Here is an 18,168-nt window from a genome sequence, read left to right as displayed (position 1 = left end):
GGTGCCCGATCGCAGCTGCAAGATCGACGTCTAAGGCAGGTAAAACCCGCGGATGCGGTGGAAACGGCTGCGACCCAGCAGCGCATTGCCCGCCTGCAGCCCGGACATCACGGCGGCCTCGATGCAGCCGGCGTTCATGCCGCAATCGGTCCAGTCACCGGCCAAAACCAAGTTGTCATAACCGCTTTCGTCTGGCCGGAGTCGGAATCGATCACTCCCGGGTAGCGACTGGACGTAGCGGTCCGACGGGTCGATGTTCACGCTGACATGCTGGGTGGCCAACGCCTCGCGCCCGCGTAAACCGTTCACGCCGCTGAGCAGGTGCCAGGCAAAGCCGTCCGCGGTGCTCGCTTTGGGTAGGTACAAGCGCAGGTGATGGTCCAGGTACCCGACGGCATCGGTGTGCGCTTGAGTTTTGCAGCCTTGAACGTATGCGGCGTCGTCTTCGGTTGGCGGCCACGGCGCCTGCAGGGTGCCGCAGAAATACGCGACGGCGCCGGGCCGGTCCTGATCAGGCCAATCCTCGGCCCATAACGTCTGCGGCATCGATGCCCAGGTGTCGAATGGCGGCACATACGCGCTGACCGTCGCCCCGGGCGCCTTCCAGCCGAGAGACGCCTCGTTCGGTCGCAGCCAAATTTGGAAGGCTTGAGTGGCGACGGTGCGGACCTGCGTTGTCATCTCCCGCCAGTCCGGTCGGTCCGCGACGAGTTCACCGGCCACGATGTCGACCATGCCCAGCGACACCGCAAGGACAACATGGTCGAAATCGATGCCGCTGCGCAGTACCCGTGTTTCGGCGTCGTCCCGCGTCCCGAAATGCGATTCCAGACAACCGATGTCGGTGTGTGGGTCAATCTGGGTGGCCACCGGCGAGCTCGGGAAGACGGGAAGGCCGCGTACTTCGACCAGCGGCGCGTACTGGTCGACTCCGTCCGCGAGTCGCAGTTGCCGCCCCATGGTGATCGCCTCGATGGTGCGATGCGCGGGGTCGAGGTGCAACGCGTCGAGGCGATGGAAAAACTCGAACCGGACACCGCGCCGCCGGAGGACTTGATACAGCGGCGCGATCACAACGTCGCCCATTCCGGCGGTCATCTTCCAAAACAGCGCGCCCCGGTAACCGAACAACATGTTGCCTGTCCACAGCACAGCCAATCCTGCGGCGAACGCGGGCTGGCTTCGGTCGCCGTCGCGATAGCCGAACACCATGTCGTAAAGTCCACGGACCAGCGGGAATTCGAGCACGTCGGGGTGAGCGCCGTGACGCAGGATCCAGTCGCCGAAGTCCTCGTCGTTGATCGCCCGAAACCCGAGCGGGTTGGTGACCAGGTTGTCGGAAATCAGACCCCGTACGGTCGCCGTCACCAGCGAGAGCAACAGCCAGGCCCGCTTGCGGTCGGGACGCTGATCGTTGTCCAGTCCGACGCGGATGGCCTCGAGAACCGTGTTCAAGAGGCCGCTTTCGGAACGTTGCAATGGATCGGCCAGCGCGGTCAGTGCGGCCGTCACACCGCGGCGAACCAGCTCGATCAACCGGACATCCGCCGGCGGGTGGGGCGATGTCGATAGCACCAGAACCGTCGGCGGTGCTTCACCGTGCGAGTCAGCGAAATCGAGTATCAATTGCAGTGCCCGGCGCAGGAATCCGACGACAGTTAGTTCGCGGACGGTGGCATCTGGTTCGCCGGGCAATTCGTCGTTACGGGCGAACCCGCCCAGCCACACCGACCAGTCGTCCTGCGTCCGATCGGCCAGGGCGAGGTTGTCGGACGGGACCATGGCCTGTTCCCAGCTGCGGATCGGCGCCTGCGGATCGGTTGTGGCCCGGTCCAGTTCGGCGTAGCACGCGCGAAGCAGCGAAAACGCGTTCTCGTATGAGCCCAGCCAGACGTGCAGGCCGTGTTCTTCGATCCGTCCGTTCTGCCCACGACTGGATGCCGCCTTGCCGCCGAGTCGCCAGCCGCGTTGATAGACGGTGATCGAGTCGAAACGGTTGCGCCAACCCGGTTCACTGAGTCGCCAGGCGGCACTCAATCCGGCCATGCCTCCACCGAGGATGGCCACCCGACCCCCCGGCCGGCTCATCCGAGCAGGGCCCGCGCCCGTGCCAGCTCAGGCCAGGACTGGTCCGACGGGAAACGGCCGACGGCTTCGGCCAGGGTCGCCCGCGCGGGCTTTCCGAGAAGTTCGAATTCGTCTGCCGCGCAGCGTACCTCGAAAATTGCCGCGGATTGCTTGCAGGCCAACGCAGTCGCTGCCCGAAGGTCGGCACTGCGCAGGTCGGCGCCGCGGGTATGGGCGCGCAGACGCAGCAGCTCGCTGTCATAGAAGTGCATGCCGGTCTCGTCGGCCAACTCCAGCGCGATTCGCACCCGATCACCGGCCGCCTGATGTTGTCCAGCGGCGGTGAGCAGGCGCGCCAGGATTGCGTCGTAGCACATCAGAAAGACCTTCAGGTCGTACGCCCGCCAGGTCTGCACTACGGCGGTCATCGTGTCGATATGCGCCTGCAGCGTTGTTGGATCAGGATTGTCGTCGGCAAGCGCGTACATCGACCGCACGGTCGCGCCCTGTGCCGCGGCCACCATCACCCATTCGTCAAAGCCGTACTGCTTGCCGACGTTTGCGAGTTCTTTGACCAGCTCCGCGGCCCGGTCGAGTTGGCCCGCTTCGATGCGTATCCACGTCTCCAGCGACTTCCCATAGGCCAGGCTGAACATCCCGTGCGGGAAGCTCACCAATTCGCACCGGCGATATGTCTGGGCCAGCGCGGCTTCGGCGCCGGCCAAATCGCCTTGAACGAAACGGGATGTCGCGAGATAGGTGTAGAGCGTCGCGATCGGTTCGTTAGGCGCGAACAAGTTGCCGTCACGCTGGGGGCTGGGCATCTCGACGGCTACTTTCGCGGCAGCCTCGATGAGGCTTCGGGCGCGAGTGAAGTCGCCTTGAAACCAGGCCAGGCCGGCTAACTGCAGCTCGTTCGATACTCGCATCGACGGTGGCATGTCGGCGAGCCGCGAGCGTATGGACTCGCCCAACAGCGTCGCTCGTGTCAGCTCGCCCCGTGCGGTGTAGTAGCTCCACAACGCTCCCAGCGTGGCATAGAGCTGGGAGTTGACGTTGTCGCCGATCAGTTGCAGGCAGCGCTCGAATTCCGCTGCGGCTTCGCGACTTGCGTGCCCGGTGGCCGCCGTGGCGAGAAATCCGTTCTGCAGTCGGACAGCGACTTCGTATTCGTCGCGCTCCGGCCCGGGTGTCAATCGTCCGATGTTCTCGAGCGCTCGGATGAGGTAAGTACGGGCCTCATCCAGTGCGCCGCGGTGCCGGGCCACGGCGGACGCTTGTTCGTACGCGGCCGCCGCGGCGGCGTGCCGGTCGGCTTCCTCGTAATGGTGTGCCACCGATGCCCATTCGGGATTTCCGGCAGCAGACGTCGCGGCCAGTACGTCGCCGATCCGGCCGTGCAGCCGGCCCTGCTGGCTGGGCGGAACCAACTCGGCGGCGACCTCGCGCAGGAGTTCATGGCGGAAGCGCCAGAGATCGTCACGAACGGGTTGGAGGATCCGGCTGTGGGTGAGTTCTTCGATTCCCTGGTCGATATCGTCTTGCCCGAGATCGACTACTGATTGCAGCACGCCACGTTCGACGACGCTGCCGATGATTGCCGCCGCCTGCGCAACACGTACCGCGTTGGTGCTGGAGGGAAGCCGTGCCAACAGCGCTTCGTAGAGGGTGTCCGGGACTTCGGTGATCGTTGCTGAGTTCGCTTGGTGCTCCTTGATTTTGGCTATGACCTCTTCGATGTAGAGTGGTATACCGTCGCAGCGGCGCCGCACCTCGCGTCGGGCATCCAACGACATCGCGGGGTCGAGCGAGAAGATCAGTTCGTCGGCTTGCTCACCGGTGAGCGGTCGCAGTTCGAAGACCTGCAGCCCGTCCGACGGCGAAACATTTTCGCGTCCGGTGACAACGACCAGCAGCCGGCCAGTGTCGGCGCGCAGCAGTTTGTGGACTATCTCGATGGTGTCGGGATCAAACCAGTGCAGGTCTTCGATCACCACCAGGCCAGGTCCATCGCCCAAGCAAGCGGCCAGGTACTCGTAGACGGCGCTCGCAATCCGTTCGTGAAGTGGGCTCCCTTCGACCGGGACCGGCTCATATCCGGCTTCCGGCCCGATAGCCAGCACCGGCGCCAACAGCGGAACCGTCTCCGCCGGATCCAGTTGGCGCGCACTGATTTCCGCCGTCAGCTTGGCCAGTCGCTCGGCGGGATCGGATGTGCGCCCGATGTCGCATCGTCGTTCCATCAACCTGCGTACCGGACGTAAACCGACGTCGGTGTGGAACGGCGACCCGAACAACTCCAGCACAACGGCGTCGTACCCCACGGCCTTCGCGATGGCCGCGGCGGCCAGTCGACTCTTGCCCATTCCGCCCTCACCCAGGAAAACCACGCCGGGCGTTTCCAACGTGCCGGCCAGGGCTTGAGACCAGGCGGTCTGCAGGTACTCGACCTCGCGTTGACGACCGATCAGCGGGCCGAGCGCGTGCCTTGTCGGATCGAGCTCCCCGACTGCTCGAAAGTAGACAACCGGATCGTCAACACCCTTGACGGGCTGGGGTTCTCGTTCCTCCAGGCGGAAACACTGCCGGACGAGTCGTTCGACCGCCTCGGACACCGCGACGGTTCCGGGCTCGGCCAGGCTGCAAGTCCGGGCGGCGAGGTTGGCTCCGAGCCCGTAGACGTCGTCTTGCGCCGTGTCCAGGTAGACCAGGCCGCGGTGAACGCCGACCCGAACATCGATGTCGAAACCGAATCGCTGACGCACCCGTTGGCTGAGCGCAGCGACTTCGCTGGTGATGTCAAGCCCCGCGCGTACCGCCCGCGTGACGTCGTCCTCATGCGTTGTTGGATGGCCGAACACCGCCAGCAAACCGTCACCCTTCGTCGATCCCACATGACCCTCGTAGCGATTGACGACGCGCAGCACCTCGTCGCGGTAACGCCCGACAACGGTGCGGTAGGTCTCCGGTTCGATCCGGGTCGACAACGCCGTGGAGTCCACCAGGTCGGCGAACATGATTGTCAGCCGGCGGATCGCACCTCCGGCGGCGGGGGCGGCGAGCAACTCTTCGGCGTCGAGGTTGCTCGCATCGACGGCCAGCACCTCGCCGGCGAGTGCGTCCGCTGTGGCGCGGTCGCCGCGATTGATCGCTTGTACGGCGCGGTCAAGCAATTCGTCGATGATCGGTGCAGGTGTACGGCCGTTCACAGCTCGACATCGTTGATCGTCACGGTTTCCGCATTGGACGGAGTACCCGCAGGAGTCACTGTGGTGAGCCGAACCGCGCCGCAATACGACCGACCACCCAGATTCGGATCCTTGACCGCCATTTGGAATTGTGTCGCCCCCACCTTCAGCACCTGGGGGATGAACTCGATTTGCTGGTCGGGGATCTGCACCGTGTTATCGCCCACCTGCACGAACGACGTGGCGACCTCGAGATAGCGCGGATAGGCCGGATCGGCTGTCACCGGTATGGGATCCGACGCTGTCGGCGCCGAATCCCCTTTCACCCCAAAGTGCGGCCCGGACACGGCTGCCTGAACCAGCCCCGCCCAACCCTGCACGGACAGCTCGAAAAGACGGTGCATCGCCTTGATCCGATCGTCGAGAGTGAATGTCCCGGCGTCGATTTCGTTGGCGACCTCTTTCGCGGTGGCCTGGAATTGGCTGAAAACATCTCCGGCCGCGGCTAGTGGCTGCCGAAACGGCTGTTCGCTCATTCGTCACCGCCGTCGTCAGTCGTTTGACTGATTGCCTGGATGAATCGCCATGGCGCGCTTGCTATTTCCGCGCCGATGTCCTGAGTGTAGGTGATCAGGTCGTCGACGGTGAGGTCGTTCTTGTACCACTTCGCGGACAGTTGAAGGTTCTTGTTCGCGAGGTCGTTCAGACAGTCCAGCCACACTTGTGTGGTTGTCGACACCATGTTGCCGCCCGCGGGAGCAGTCGGGGCGGTAGGAGACGTTACCGTGCCGGTGGTTCCGCTCGTCGATCCGGTCGTTGACGATGCCGGCGAATCTTGCCACGGCACGCTGCCCGCCGGCGGGTTCTTCGCGTTGCCGAACAGCATCTCTGCCGCCATGAACGCATATCCAAACATACAGACGAATACGGCCTGCGCCTGCGGCAAAAGCCCTTCTATGTGAACGATTTTGCGGGTCCGCACCCATACTCCCGGGTCGCCGGTCGCCCACATCTTGATGAAGCCCCGGTCGACCTTGATCCGGCCATCGCCAAGGGTCGGCAGCCCGGATGTGTCGAGGTCGTACTGCAACGTGGCCTGCGCGGGGCCCGGCTCGCTCATGTAGTACTTCAGCGGCGTCACGAGGCGCTCTAATCCGAGCTGGCAACTCAGGCTGACGGTTTCGAGCACCCGACTCCAGCCATTGGGAAAGATGGCGGGATTCTGCACCTGCATGGCGCAGAATGCATCCGGATCGTTCTGGTGCCAGTTGAGCGGATTAGCCACCTTCATGAGGTTCTGTAAGTAAATATCCGAGCGTCCGAAGCTGGTGTCGATCACGACGCACTCATACCCGTCGACTTGCTGTGTCGAGGGGAGGCAACGCGGTACGGCAGCAATGTCGGCCGAAAGCAACTGCAGAGCAACGGCCTTGCGGATGACGAGATCCCAGTCTTTGGCGCTGTTGAATTCGGTATAGAGAAGCTGCAGCAGATCGCCGCCCGTTCGCATATCCAGGCGAGCGCGCTCCTCATAAAGCGGGCCGGCCAGAGCAAGCGCCTGCGCGAGCGGACTTTCGCGCAACGGGACCATGGTTTCGAATGCCGGCGTGTGACAGAGCGCGCCGATAACGTAAACGAGCCGGGACAATTCGGGAACGGTCAGCTGGTCGTCACCACGCAGGATGTCGGCCAGCGCGCTTTCCGGATCTGGCATGGCCTCGGCGGTACGGGGGCCGAGTACTTCAAGTATGTTGCCGAACCAGCCGGCAGCTCCGGCGGTGATCGGCAAATAGCGGGCCGCGACGTCGGCGACAGCACGACTGTCGCCATGCGACGTTGCGGGATCCAGTGCACCGGATAGGGCCATCAGCGAGAGCAGGGCCGCCATAGTTCCTCCCTAGGACGTCTGCGCAGCTAGCATACCCAGATGCGGGATTAGCCGGTGGGTATTCGTCGAAGGGCAGCACGGCGTGGATCGCGAGACGGGCGGCAATCACAACGCCAACAGCCAGGGGAGCATCAGCGATCTGCCGTGGGCGTCGGTGTTCGATCCCGCCGCGAACGCGCGAGCGCTGAGTGCGATTCAGGCGGAAGGCTTTCGGGCGGCCAGCCGGATCGTCGACCGATTCGTCCGGGCGTCGGACAGCGCCGGCGCAACCAACGAATCCGCCGCCGGCGACGTTGATGGCCGCACACCGGCGGGTCTGGCAGAAGCCGAGCGGTTGACTCAGGCGTGGTGGTCGATGGTCGGGCAGTTCCTCCTCCGGTCGATGCCGCTCACCCAGACCGCCGGCGGCGAGTCGGTGAGCCTGGACGTGAACAATCCCGACTCGAAGCGCGCCGTGAACCTGGAGGCGCCGGTCGGCGGTTCGGCCAATGCTGAGTTGTGGCTGCACAACAGGGGACCCGACGACCGTGGCAATGTCCGGCTGCGATGCAGCGATCTGCTCAGTCATGAGGGCATGGTGATCGGAGCCGGCGCAGTGAAGATGGACACTGCCGTCGTGCCTGTGCCTGCACGGTCCAGTCGCGGGGTGGCCATCACCATCGAGATTGGGCCGCAGGTTCGGCCCGGTGTCTACCGCGGCACCTTGTTGGCGAGTGGCCACCCTGATCTTTGGCTCCCGGTGATGCTCACCGTACGACTGCCAAGCACATGACCAGTACCACTGACCGTGCCGAGCTGGTGACCGTCGTCGACGAGCGCCTGCGTGAGGTCGCCAAGTCGGTTCGCCGATCAATGCTGGACGCGATGCCCGATGGCGAGCCCAGCCAGTGGCTCTATGCGCCGATGCGCGAGTACCCGTCGCGGCCGGGAAAAGCCCTCCGGCCCGCGTTGTGTATTTCGGCCGGTCGCGTATTCGGGGCGCACCCCGATGAACTGCTGGGTCTGGCAGTCGCGATCGAAATGCTGCACAACGCATTTCTGGTGCATGACGACATCGCCGATGGTAGCGAAATGCGCCGCGGCAGACCGACTTTGGCAGCAACGCACGGACTTGCCGCGGCCCTTAACGCCGGCGATGGGTTAGCTGTGGTTGCCGGGCAGGTATTGCGGCGCGCGACTCGGCGGCTCGATCGCGACCTCGCGGAGCTGGTGTGGGCCGAATTCGACACGATGGCGATGCGCACTCTCGAAGGGCAGGCGACCGAGATCGGTTGGCAGCTTGACGAAGTGGAGAATTTGAGCCCAGAGGACTACCTGCACCTGATCATGCACAAGACGTGCTGGTACACCACCATCCATCCGTTGCGGGTCGGCGCGATCGTCGGCTCGGGCGGCACCGCCGACCTCGCTCCGTTGGTCCGGTTCGGTTTTCACTTCGGCGCGGCGTTTCAGATCCGCGACGACCTCCTCAATCTGGTCGGTGACGAGCGCACGTACGGCAAGGAGATCCTGGGCGACCTTTATGAAGGCAAACGCACGCTGCCGCTGATGCATCTGCTCAGCGTCGCTCGAGGCTCCGACCACGCACTCGTCCGCGAATATCTGCACCTGACCCGATCGGAACGGTCGGCCGGGCTGGTGCAGCGAGTGCGTGCGCTGATGGACGACTACGGCAGCATCGCGTTCACCAGTGAATACGCCGAGGGCATCCTGCTGGTCGCCGAGGAGTACTTCGAGAACGCGTTCGCCGAGGCCGAACCGGGACCGGATCTCGACTTCCTGCGGGCCCTGGTGCCGTACGTCTGGGCGCGCTGGCGTTGACGCTCCGGCCAATCGGCCCGCCTCCTCCTCATCGCTTCGTCCCCCTCGCCGCTGCGCGGCTGGGAGGTGCCCCACTGCATCGTCGCCGGGCTAGGGTGTTCGCCGTGGCCGAGACCGCGCCGTTGCACGTGCAACTGATCGCCAAGACCGAGTTCGTCGCGCCGCCGGACGTGCCGTGGAGCACCGACGCCGACGGCGGCCAGGCGCTGCTGGAGTTCGCCGGCCGGGCCTGCTACCAGAGCTGGTCCAAGCCCAACCCCAAGACCGCGACCAACGCCGGCTACCTGCGGCACATCATCGACGTCGGGCATTTGTCGGTGCTCGAGCATGCGAGCGTGTCGTTCTACATCACCGGCATCTCGCGGTCGTGCAGCCACGAGCTGATCCGGCACCGGCACTTCTCCTATTCGCAGCTCTCGCAGCGCTACGTCCCGGAGAACGAGTCGCAGATCGTCGTGCCGCCGGGCATGGAAGATGACGATGAATTGCGGCGCATCCTCGCCGAGTCCGCCGACGCCGGCCGCGCCACCTACACCGAGCTGCTGAGCAGGCTGGAGGCCAAGTTCGCAGCGGGTCAGCCGACCGAGAAGGTAAACGTTTTGCGCCGCAAACAGGCCCGTCAAGCCGCACGTGCGGTATTACCCAACGCTACCGAGACCCGCATCGTCGTCACCAGCAACTACCGAGCCTGGCGGCATTTCATCGCCGTGCGGGCCTGTGAGCACGCCGATGTGGAAATCAGACGGCTGGCCATCGCATGTCTGCGGCAGCTGACCGACGTCGCGCCGGCAGTCTTCGGCGACTTCCAGATCTCCGCGCTGGCCGACGGCAGCGAGGTCGCGACGAGTCCGCTGGCCACCGAGGCCTGAGCAAAGCGCGCTGCGGTGCCAAATGGGTTGCCGCCGCCAGGTAATCTGGGGGCCGTGAGCACCGGCGGATTCGACGTTTACACGCGGTTGGGCACGCTGTTGACCGCCATGGTGACGCCGTTCGGCCCGGACGGCTCCCTGGACATCGCGGCCGCGGGCCGATTGGCGAATTACCTCGTCGACTCCGGCTGCGACGGCCTGGTCGTGTCCGGCACCACCGGCGAATCGCCCACCACCACCGACGCGGAGAAGCTCGCCCTGCTGCGCGCCGTGCTCGAAGCGGTCGGCGACCGCGCCCGCGTCATCGCCGGCGCGGGTACCTATGACACCGCGCACAGCATTCAGTTGGCGAAGGCGAGCGCCGCCGAGGGGGCGCACGGACTGCTTGTCGTCACGCCCTACTACTCACGGCCCCCACAGGCCGGGCTGATCGCCCACTTCACCGCGGTCGCCGACGCGACGCCGCTGCCGGTGCTGCTCTACGACATTCCGCCGCGGTCGGCGGTACCGATAGAGGACGAGACGCTGCGCGTATTGGCTGCGCATCCGAACATCGTCGGGGTCAAAGACGCCAAGGGCGATCTGCACGGCGGTACGCAGCTGATGGCGGAGACGGGTCTGGTCTACTACTCCGGCGACGATGCGCTGAACTTGCCCTGGCTAGCGATGGGCGCCACCGGGTTCATCAGCGTGATCTCCCACTTGGCGCCGGGTCAGCTACGAGACCTGTTGTCCGCCTTTGCTTCTGGAGATCACACCACCGCGCGTAAGATCAATGTCGGTATCAGTCCGCTTTCCAACGCGATGAGCCGGCTGGGCGGTGTGACGCTGTCCAAGGCGGGATTGCGTCTGCAGGGCATCGAGGTCGGCGACCCGCGCCTGCCCCAGGTGCCCGCGACGGCCGAGCAGATCGACGCACTGGCTGCCGACATGCGTGCGGCATCGGTGCTCAGGTAAGCCAGAGGGTGGCTCGCAGATGGATGTAGACCTTCAACCGCCAGGTCCATTGACCACTGGCGGTCTGCGGGTGACCGCGCTGGGCGGGATCAGCGAAATCGGCCGCAACATGACGGTTTTCGAGCACCTGGGCCGATTGTTGATCATCGACTGCGGGGTGATGTTTCCCACCCACGACGAACCGGGCGTCGATCTGATCCTGCCCGATCTGCGTCACGTCGAACACCGGCTCGACGATGTCGAGGCGTTGGTGCTCACCCATGCGCACGAAGACCACATCGGTGCGATCCCGTTCCTACTCAAGCTGCGTCCCGACATCCCGGTTGTCGGCTCGAAGTTCACCCTGGCCCTGGTCGCCGCGAAATGCCGTGAGCATCGGGTGAAGCCGGTGTTCGTTGAGGTGGCCGAGGGGATGCGCAGCACACACGGGGTGTTCGAGTGCGAATACTTCGCCGTCAACCACTCGATTCCCGACGCGCTTGCCATCGCGGTGCGCTCGGGCGCGGGAACCGTTCTGCACACTGGTGACATCAAGCTCGACCAACTGCCGCTCGACGGCCGGCCGACGGACCTGCCGGGCATGTCCAGGCTCGGCGACGCCGGGGTGGATCTGTTTCTGTGTGACTCGACCAACGCGGAGATTCCCGGTGTCGGACCGTCGGAGAGCGAAGTCGGGCCGACGTTGCACCGACTGATTCGGGGCGCTCACGGCCGCGTCATCGTCGCGTGCTTCGCCTCCAATGTCGATCGGGTGCAACAGATCATCGATGCCTCGACGGCATTGGGCCGACGGGTGTCGTTCGTCGGGCGGTCGATGGTGCGCAACATGGGAATCGCGCGCGAGCTCGGATTTCTGCGGGTGGCCGATTCCGATCTGGTCGACATCGGCGCTGCCGAGATGATGTCGCCCGACCAGGTGGTGCTGATCACCACCGGAACGCAGGGCGAGCCGATGTCGGCGCTGTCGCGGATGTCGCGCGGTGAACATCGCAGCATCACTCTGACCGCCGAGGATCTCATCATCCTGTCGTCCTCACTGATACCGGGCAACGAAGAGGCCGTCTACGGCGTGATCGACGAGCTATCCAAGATCGGCGCTCGTGTTGTCACCAACCAGCAAGTCCGCGTGCATGTTTCGGGCCACGCCTACTCGGGCGAGCTGCTGTTCCTCTACAACGGGATCCGCCCGCGCAACGTGATGCCGGTACACGGCACCTGGCGGATGCTGCGGGCGAACGCCAAGCTCGCCGCCAGCACCGGGGTGCCCGAAGAATCGATCGTGTTGGCCGAGAACGGAGTCAGCGTCGACCTGGTCGGCGGCGCGGTGAGCATCGCCGGCGCGGTGCCGGTCGGCAAGATGTTCGTCGACGGACTGATCACCGGTGATGTCGGCGACAGCACGCTGGGCGAACGGCTGATCCTGTCATCGGGTTTCATCGCGGTGACGGTGGTGGTGCGGCGCGAGACCGGGAAGGTGGCGGCCCCGCCGCACCTGCAGTCGCGGGGCTTCTCCGAAGATCCCAAGGCCCTGGAGCCGGCTGTCCGCAGGGTCGAGGCGGAGTTGGAATCCCTTGCGGCCGAGAATGTTTCCGACCCGACCCGGATCGCGCAGGCGGTCCGCCGCACGATCGGGAAGTGGGTGGGGGAGACCTACCGTCGCCAGCCGATGATCGTTCCGACCGTCATCGAAATCTGAGCTCCGCGTCAGCCAACTCCCACGGCGGCGGGGAAGGCTGAGGGGTAGCGCCTACCGGTGATCCCACGTGCGATGCGCAGCGCGACCGCCATGATCGTGTTGGTCGGGTTGGAGCCGCCGGAGGTCGCGAACACGCTGCCGTCGGCGCAGAACACGTTGTCCATCTGGTGCATTCGTACGTTCTCGTCGACGACGCTGGTCATCGGATTCACGCCCATCTGCATCCCGCCCATGGTGTGCAGGCCGGTCGGAGGTGCGGTGCCGCTCAAAGAATTCGCGGTGCTCTGCGCTACGGCGGCATACAGCTGCGCGCCCGGGACACCGGCGTCGACGAGCCGGAGACCTCGGCGGCCTCGTCGCTGGCCACGGGCCGAGTATGACGGGATTCGGGAACCGATCAGCGGAACGCCCGCGTCCGGCGTGTCGGACCGGCTGTCTGGGTTCGTGGTAGCGGCCGGTCGCACGGCGGGGCGGCGTACATCGCCTCGGCGATCAGCTCGAACAGTAAACCGGCGAAAGTCGCGACGTGACTGTGGGCCAGGATGAGCTCCTGTCGCACTGGCGCCACCGCGGTGAAGTCGCCGCCGGCCAGCTGGTCGAGTAGGGCGATGCCGCTGCAGTATTCGTTGCGAAGCTCGGCGACGCGCTGTCGTAGCGATCCGACCGCGTGTAGGCCGCCGGGCGCGACGCGGAAGACCGAAAGAAGGCGGTCGGCGTACATGGTCACCGGGAACTCGGGCGGATCGTCGTGCCGGCCGGGCTCCAGACGGCGGGTGGCGGCGTCGAGTACGGCGGCCTGGTGTGGTGACAGGAATCGGTACGCCGGCTCGGCAGATGCCCCCGGCAGTACTCCCGGTAGCGGGACAGCTTCGTCGCTGGCCACGCACTGAGTATGACGCGAGAGTTGGGTCTGCCCCGGAAATGTCCATGTCACGGCGTGTCGTCGGCGCTCAGGCGGTCGCTGGATTCGCGCCGACGGAATTAGCTAGGTCTTCTCTGCGTACGCCGACCACTCGATGGGCGATGTGGTGAGAGTGCGACCCGTTGGCTCGACATAGCGATGCAGGATCAAGTCGGGTCCGGCTTGCTCGCCCAGCGACCACCCGTGTCCGGCCAGAAACGTCGAAACCTCCTGCGGCGCCAAGCCGAAATGCCACAACTGGCCGCGCTGTCGGAACCTTCGGTACAACGCTTCCGCGCCGTACAGGTTGATGCCGTCGATGAAGTCCTTTCGGACATAGGTGAACACCAGACGGCTGCCCGATGCCACCGCGCGCAGACTGTCCAGCGTGGCGTTTACCGCTTCGGCGCTCAGATACTGGGACACGGCTTCCCAGATGAAAAAGGTGCGACTGTCCGGGCGGTAACCATGCTCGGCGAGCGCGCGCAACAAGTCGTCTCGCTCAAAGTCCAACGGCACCAACCTAACCGAGCTTGGTTGGCCGCCCAGGGCTCGCCGCACGGCCGCGGCCTTGCGGTCGATGTTGACGGGTTGGTCGACTTCGAAAATCGGAATGCGGGTTTCTCTCGCCAACCGGTAAGCCAGAGTGTCGAATCCGGCCCCGAGCACGACCACCGCGTCGATGTTTGCCAGTGATTCGGTGACTTTGTCGGCGATGTAGCGCTTACGGCAGGTCAGGGCGGCCCACAGTCCGGGGCCTTCACGCTCCATCGCGGCCATCGTCAGCCGTCTCATCAGGTTCGGCGGTGTCGCGGTGACCAGCCATCGGGTCGGCGCCGGCAGAAATCGCGCCGCCAAATCGTCGTCCACCAATCGCCGGTCCGGCGGTTCGCTTTGTTCCAGGGCGACCAGCAACATGGGGCCGAAAGCCGTCTGCGCCGCGGGATTTCGTTGCATCGCTGCTATTTGTTCAAAAAGCCCGCGTCGACCGGCAGGGTCACGCCCGTGACGTAGCGAGCCTGGTCGGACACCAACCACGCCACAGCGTTGGCGATGTCTTCGGGTTCGAGAACCTCCACCGGCATGGCATTGCCCATCGCCCCCGGCGTATCCGTCGCGGCAGCCATCTTGGCCAGCCACTCACGGGTGAACTCGTTGTTTATCATCGGCGTCTCGACACCGGAAGGATGAATCGAATTCACCCGGATATTCTGTCCGGCAAGCAGATTCGCATAGATACGCATCAACCCGACCACCCCGTGCTTGGCGGCGGCATAACCGACGGAACCGGCGTCCGGGCTGCCCACCCCGGCCAGCCCGGCAGACGAACTGATCAGTACGATCGATCCACCGGCGCCTTGCTTGACCATGGTCGGTATCGCGACCTTGATGGTGTTGTAAACGCCGGTGAGGTTGACGTCGATGACGTCATGCCAGCCGTCGTCACCGGATTGCATCGGAGCGATACCCGCGTTGGCCACAACGATGTCGAGGCGGCCCAACTCGTCGAGGCCCTGTTGTAGGACCGACGACAGCGAGGTCCGGTCCCGGACGTCGCCACGAGCGGCCACGATTCGAGATCCGGTGTCCTCGACCAGTTTGACGGTGGCAGCCAGGTCGTCCGGGGTGGCCAGTGGATACCGGACGCTCGCGATCTGATCGCACAAGTCGACGGCGATTATGCTCGCGCCGTCGGTAGCCAATCGCACGGCATGCGCTCGTCCCTGGCCGCGTGCCGCCCCGGTGATGAAGGCAACCTTGCCGGCCAGCGGGCCCTCGGGCGACGCGCCCATCAGTGGCGCAGCTGGCCTTTGTCCGGGTCGCCGGCGACGACCGGGGTGAGCATCTTGATATCCGGAGCGCCGGCCAGGTGCTCGCCGGCCGCGCTGAACATCTTGCCGATCGCCGGGGCGGTGCTGTGGGTCTTGAGCGTGTCTTCGTCGGCCCACTGCTCGACAAAGACGAAGGTCTCGCCGGATTGGTGCAGGGAGTACAGCTGACAACCCGGCTCGTGGTGCACCTCCTGGACAGCCTCGGTGAGGATGTCGCGGACGGTGTCGACCGACTCGGGTTTGACGGTCAGGGTGGCTACGACGACGACGGGCATGCGGGCCTCCTGCGGGCTCGGGGGGCGGTGGTTGGCGCTGCAACGCTGGTGACGGGTGTCACCCTACCCAGCCATTTCGGCCGCTGAATCGGCGGTTGGACGGTCACGGGCTGGTAACAAGTGTGGCGGATGGTGCAGATGGTGCATTTGCGATTAGGCTTGCCGCTATGGGAAGCAAGACTGTCGCCCGGTCCCGGGCCCGAACGAGCAGGTCAAAGGGCGCCTCTCGGGGCAGTGCCCGGTCTGGGGGTCCCCGGCAGGGGTCCGCAAGAAGGCCCGCGAAGGCGCCGCGCCGTCCCGCCCGAGGACGCCACCACTCGTTGATGACCAGCGCCGCACTGACCTGTGGTCGTGCCGCGCGTGCGACATGGCTGATGCTGGCCAAGGGGACCGGCAGCACGGCGCGATCGGTGGGCCGGGCTCGCGACATCGACGCGGGGCACCGCCGCGACGGGATCGCCCTGGCGATGCTGGGCGTCGCCGTCGTCATCGCCGCCAGCTCCTGGTTCGACGCCGCCCGCCCGGTCGGCGCCTGGGTCGACTCGGTGGTCCGCGTCTTCATCGGCTCGGCGGTCGTGGTGCTGCCCGTGGTCACCGCAGCGATCGCGGTGCTGTTGATGCGCACCGAGCCGAATCCGGAGGCCCGGCCGCGGCTGGTACTCGGCGCGGCGATGGTCGCGCTGCCGGCGCTGGGCTTGTGGCATCTGTGGGCCGGGTCGCCGGACACTCCGGTCGGGCGCGCGCACGCCTCGGGGTTCATCGGCTTCGCCATCGGGGGACCGCTCTCGGAGGGGTTGACCGCGTGGATCTGCGCGCCGCTGTTGTTCATCGGCGCGCTGTTCGGCCTGCTTCTGTTGACTGGCACCACGATTCGCGAAGTGCCTGACACGCTGCGGTCCATGTTCGGCACCCGGATGTTCGACTACCGCGGCAGTGGCGATGAGCACTACGACGACGAGCTGGGCATCGAAAGTGATGCCGCCGAAGACTTTTCCGACGGCTACTACGACGATTCCTCGGCGTACGGCGACGACGAAGCCCAGGCGTGGCCGTCGAGCGCCGGACCCCTCGCCGCCGACGACAGCCCGACGGTGCCGGAGCCCACCGTGTCGCGTAGCCGTAAACGCGATACGAAAGCCGGTAAGCAAAGCACGTTGGTGCTCGACCGGGTCGTCGAGGGCCCGTACACACTGCCGTCGCTGAGCCTGCTGGTGGCCGGCGATCCGCCGAAGAAACGCAGCGCCGCCAACGACCAGATGGCCGATTCGATCACCTCGGTGCTGGAACAGTTCAAGGTCGACGCCGCGGTCACGGGCTGCACTCGCGGGCCGACTGTCACGCGCTACGAGGTCGAGCTGGGGCCCGGCGTCAAGGTGGAGAAGATCACCGCGCTGCAGAAAAACATTGCCTACGCGGTGGCCACCGAGAGTGTCCGGATGCTCGCGCCGATTCCCGGCAAGTCCGCCGTCGGCATCGAGGTGCCCAACACCGACCGCGAAATGGTGCGCCTGGCCGACGTGCTCACCGCGCCGTTGACCCGACGCGATCACCATCCGCTGGTGATCGGGCTCGGCAAGGACATCGAAGGCGACTTCATCGCGGCCAACCTCGCCAAGATGCCGCACTTGCTGGTCGCCGGATCCACCGGATCCGGTAAGTCCAGCTTCGTCAACTCGATGCTGGTGTCGCTGCTGACCCGTTGCACCCCGGAAGAGGTCAGGATGATCCTGATCGACCCGAAGATGGTGGAACTGACGCCGTATGAAGGCATTCCGCACCTGATCACGCCGATCATCACCCAGCCCAAGAAAGCGGCGGCGGCGCTGGCATGGCTGGTCGAGGAGATGGAGCAGCGCTACCAGGACATGCAGGCGTCCCGGGTGCGCCACATCGACGACTTCAATGCGAAGGTGCGCAGCGGAGAGATCACCACGCCGCTGGGCAGCCAGCGGGAGTACCGGCCCTACCCGTACGTCGTGGCGATCGTCGACGAGTTGGCCGACTTGATGATGACCGCTCCGCGCGACGTCGAGGACGCCATCGTGCGGATCACCCAGAAAGCCCGTGCCGCAGGCATTCACCTGGTGCTGGCCACCCAGCGGCCGTCCGTGGACGTGGTGACCGGTTTGATCAAGACCAACGTGCCGTCCCGGCTGGCGTTTGCGACGTCGTCGCTCGTCGACAGCCGGGTGATCCTGGACCAGGCCGGCGCGGAGAAGCTGATCGGTATGGGTGACGGCTTGTTCCTGCCGATGGGCACGAGCAAGCCACTGCGTCTGCAGGGCGCCTACATCACCGACGAGGAGATCCACGCCGTCGTCACCGCCTGCAAAGAGCAAGCCGAACCCGAATACACCGAGGGCGTCACCGCGGCCAAGACCAGCGGTGAACGCAAGGAAGTCGACCCCGATATCGGCGACGACATGGACGTCTTGCTGCAAGCCGTCGAGTTGGTGGTGTCCAGCCAGTTCGGCTCGACGTCGATGCTGCAGCGCAAGCTTCGGGTCGGTTTCGCCAAAGCCGGCCGGCTGATGGATCTGATGGAGACTCGCGAAATCGTCGGCCCCAGTGAAGGTTCCAAAGCGCGCGACGTCCTGGTCAAGCCCGAGGACTTAGCCGGAACGCTGGCGCTGATCCGCGGCGGTGCCTACGCCGACGGATCCGACGACGACCA

15 protein-coding genes are annotated in these 18,168 nt (G+C 65.5%); 6 read left to right on the top strand and 9 right to left on the bottom strand.

Annotated features, from left to right (window positions below; translation table 11 throughout):
* Window positions 1–30: 30 nt before the first annotated feature.
* The 4 genes from VGG53_RS09750 to VGG53_RS09735 are packed head-to-tail and all read right to left on the bottom strand — an operon-like array spanning window position 31 to window position 7,143.
* Window positions 31–2,088, bottom strand: coding sequence for an FAD-dependent oxidoreductase (locus tag VGG53_RS09750; protein WP_331517849.1), 2,058 nt, complete (start codon window positions 2,086–2,088; stop codon window positions 31–33).
* A complete protein-coding gene (locus VGG53_RS09745) occupies window positions 2,085–5,276 on the bottom strand; it encodes an ATP-binding protein (protein WP_331517848.1) in 3,192 nt (1,063 codons plus the stop codon). The genes VGG53_RS09750 and VGG53_RS09745 overlap by 4 nt, the downstream gene beginning before the upstream one ends.
* Window positions 5,273–5,791 carry a hypothetical protein gene (locus VGG53_RS09740; RefSeq protein ID WP_331517847.1) on the bottom strand — a complete coding sequence of 173 codons (519 nt, stop codon included), beginning with the start codon at window positions 5,789–5,791 and terminating at the stop codon, window positions 5,273–5,275. The genes VGG53_RS09745 and VGG53_RS09740 overlap by 4 nt, the downstream gene beginning before the upstream one ends.
* A complete protein-coding gene (locus VGG53_RS09735) occupies window positions 5,788–7,143 on the bottom strand; it encodes a hypothetical protein (protein ID WP_331517846.1) in 1,356 nt (451 codons plus the stop codon). The genes VGG53_RS09740 and VGG53_RS09735 overlap by 4 nt, the downstream gene beginning before the upstream one ends.
* Before the next feature lie 82 nt (window positions 7,144–7,225).
* Here VGG53_RS09735 and VGG53_RS09730 point away from each other — a divergent pair, with 82 nt between their 5' ends.
* From VGG53_RS09730 to VGG53_RS09710, 5 genes are all read left to right on the top strand, one after another.
* On the top strand, window positions 7,226–7,915 hold the full coding sequence (locus tag VGG53_RS09730; protein ID WP_331517845.1) for a hypothetical protein: 690 nt from the start codon (window positions 7,226–7,228) through the stop codon (window positions 7,913–7,915).
* Complete coding sequence (locus tag VGG53_RS09725; protein ID WP_331517844.1) at window positions 7,912–8,964, top strand: polyprenyl synthetase family protein; 1,053 nt, start codon at window positions 7,912–7,914, stop codon at window positions 8,962–8,964. The genes VGG53_RS09730 and VGG53_RS09725 overlap by 4 nt, the downstream gene beginning before the upstream one ends.
* A gap of 104 nt (window positions 8,965–9,068) precedes the next feature.
* A complete protein-coding gene (gene thyX, locus VGG53_RS09720) occupies window positions 9,069–9,833 on the top strand; it encodes an FAD-dependent thymidylate synthase (protein ID WP_331517843.1) in 765 nt (254 codons plus the stop codon).
* A 54-nt stretch (window positions 9,834–9,887) separates the two neighbouring features.
* Window positions 9,888–10,790: a 4-hydroxy-tetrahydrodipicolinate synthase gene (gene dapA / locus VGG53_RS09715; RefSeq protein ID WP_331517842.1), complete on the top strand. Its 903-nt coding sequence runs from the start codon at window positions 9,888–9,890 to the stop codon at window positions 10,788–10,790.
* Window positions 10,791–10,809: 19 nt separating this feature from the next.
* Complete coding sequence (locus tag VGG53_RS09710) at window positions 10,810–12,486, top strand: ribonuclease J (RefSeq protein WP_331517841.1); 1,677 nt, start codon at window positions 10,810–10,812, stop codon at window positions 12,484–12,486.
* An 8-nt stretch (window positions 12,487–12,494) separates the two neighbouring features.
* Here the strand turns inward: VGG53_RS09710 and VGG53_RS09705 are convergent, their stop codons facing one another.
* The 5 genes from VGG53_RS09705 to VGG53_RS09685 all read right to left on the bottom strand — a co-directional run bounded on the left by VGG53_RS09705 (window position 12,495) and on the right by VGG53_RS09685 (window position 15,494).
* Window positions 12,495–12,755: a GMC oxidoreductase gene (locus tag VGG53_RS09705; RefSeq protein ID WP_331517840.1), complete on the bottom strand. Its 261-nt coding sequence runs from the start codon at window positions 12,753–12,755 to the stop codon at window positions 12,495–12,497.
* Between the two features lie 128 nt (window positions 12,756–12,883).
* Window positions 12,884–13,369, bottom strand: a complete 486-nt coding sequence (locus VGG53_RS09700; protein WP_331517839.1) for a hypothetical protein — start codon at window positions 13,367–13,369, stop codon at window positions 12,884–12,886.
* A gap of 102 nt (window positions 13,370–13,471) precedes the next feature.
* Window positions 13,472–14,344 (bottom strand): SAM-dependent methyltransferase, encoded by an 873-nt coding sequence (locus VGG53_RS09695; RefSeq protein ID WP_331517838.1) that lies wholly within the window; start codon window positions 14,342–14,344, stop codon window positions 13,472–13,474.
* Window positions 14,345–14,349: 5 nt separating this feature from the next.
* On the bottom strand, window positions 14,350–15,180 hold the full coding sequence (locus tag VGG53_RS09690; RefSeq protein ID WP_331517837.1) for a mycofactocin-coupled SDR family oxidoreductase: 831 nt from the start codon (window positions 15,178–15,180) through the stop codon (window positions 14,350–14,352).
* The gene (locus VGG53_RS09685; protein ID WP_331517836.1) at window positions 15,180–15,494 is read right to left on the bottom strand and encodes a putative quinol monooxygenase; all 315 of its coding nucleotides are present in this window, start codon (window positions 15,492–15,494) and stop codon (window positions 15,180–15,182) included. The genes VGG53_RS09690 and VGG53_RS09685 overlap by 1 nt, the downstream gene beginning before the upstream one ends.
* Before the next feature lie 167 nt (window positions 15,495–15,661).
* On the opposite strand from VGG53_RS09685, the gene VGG53_RS09680 reads away from it, so the two are divergent.
* Window positions 15,662–18,168, top strand: a 2,507-nt coding sequence (locus tag VGG53_RS09680; RefSeq protein WP_414688932.1) for an FtsK/SpoIIIE family DNA translocase, incomplete at its 3' end; no start/stop codon positions are given.

Source organism: Mycobacterium sp. (assembly GCF_036490025.1).
GTDB lineage: Bacteria > Actinomycetota > Actinomycetes > Mycobacteriales > Mycobacteriaceae > Mycobacterium.
The sequence above is the reverse complement of the archived record's forward strand: the minus strand, read 5'-3'. Positions and strand labels throughout refer to the sequence as shown.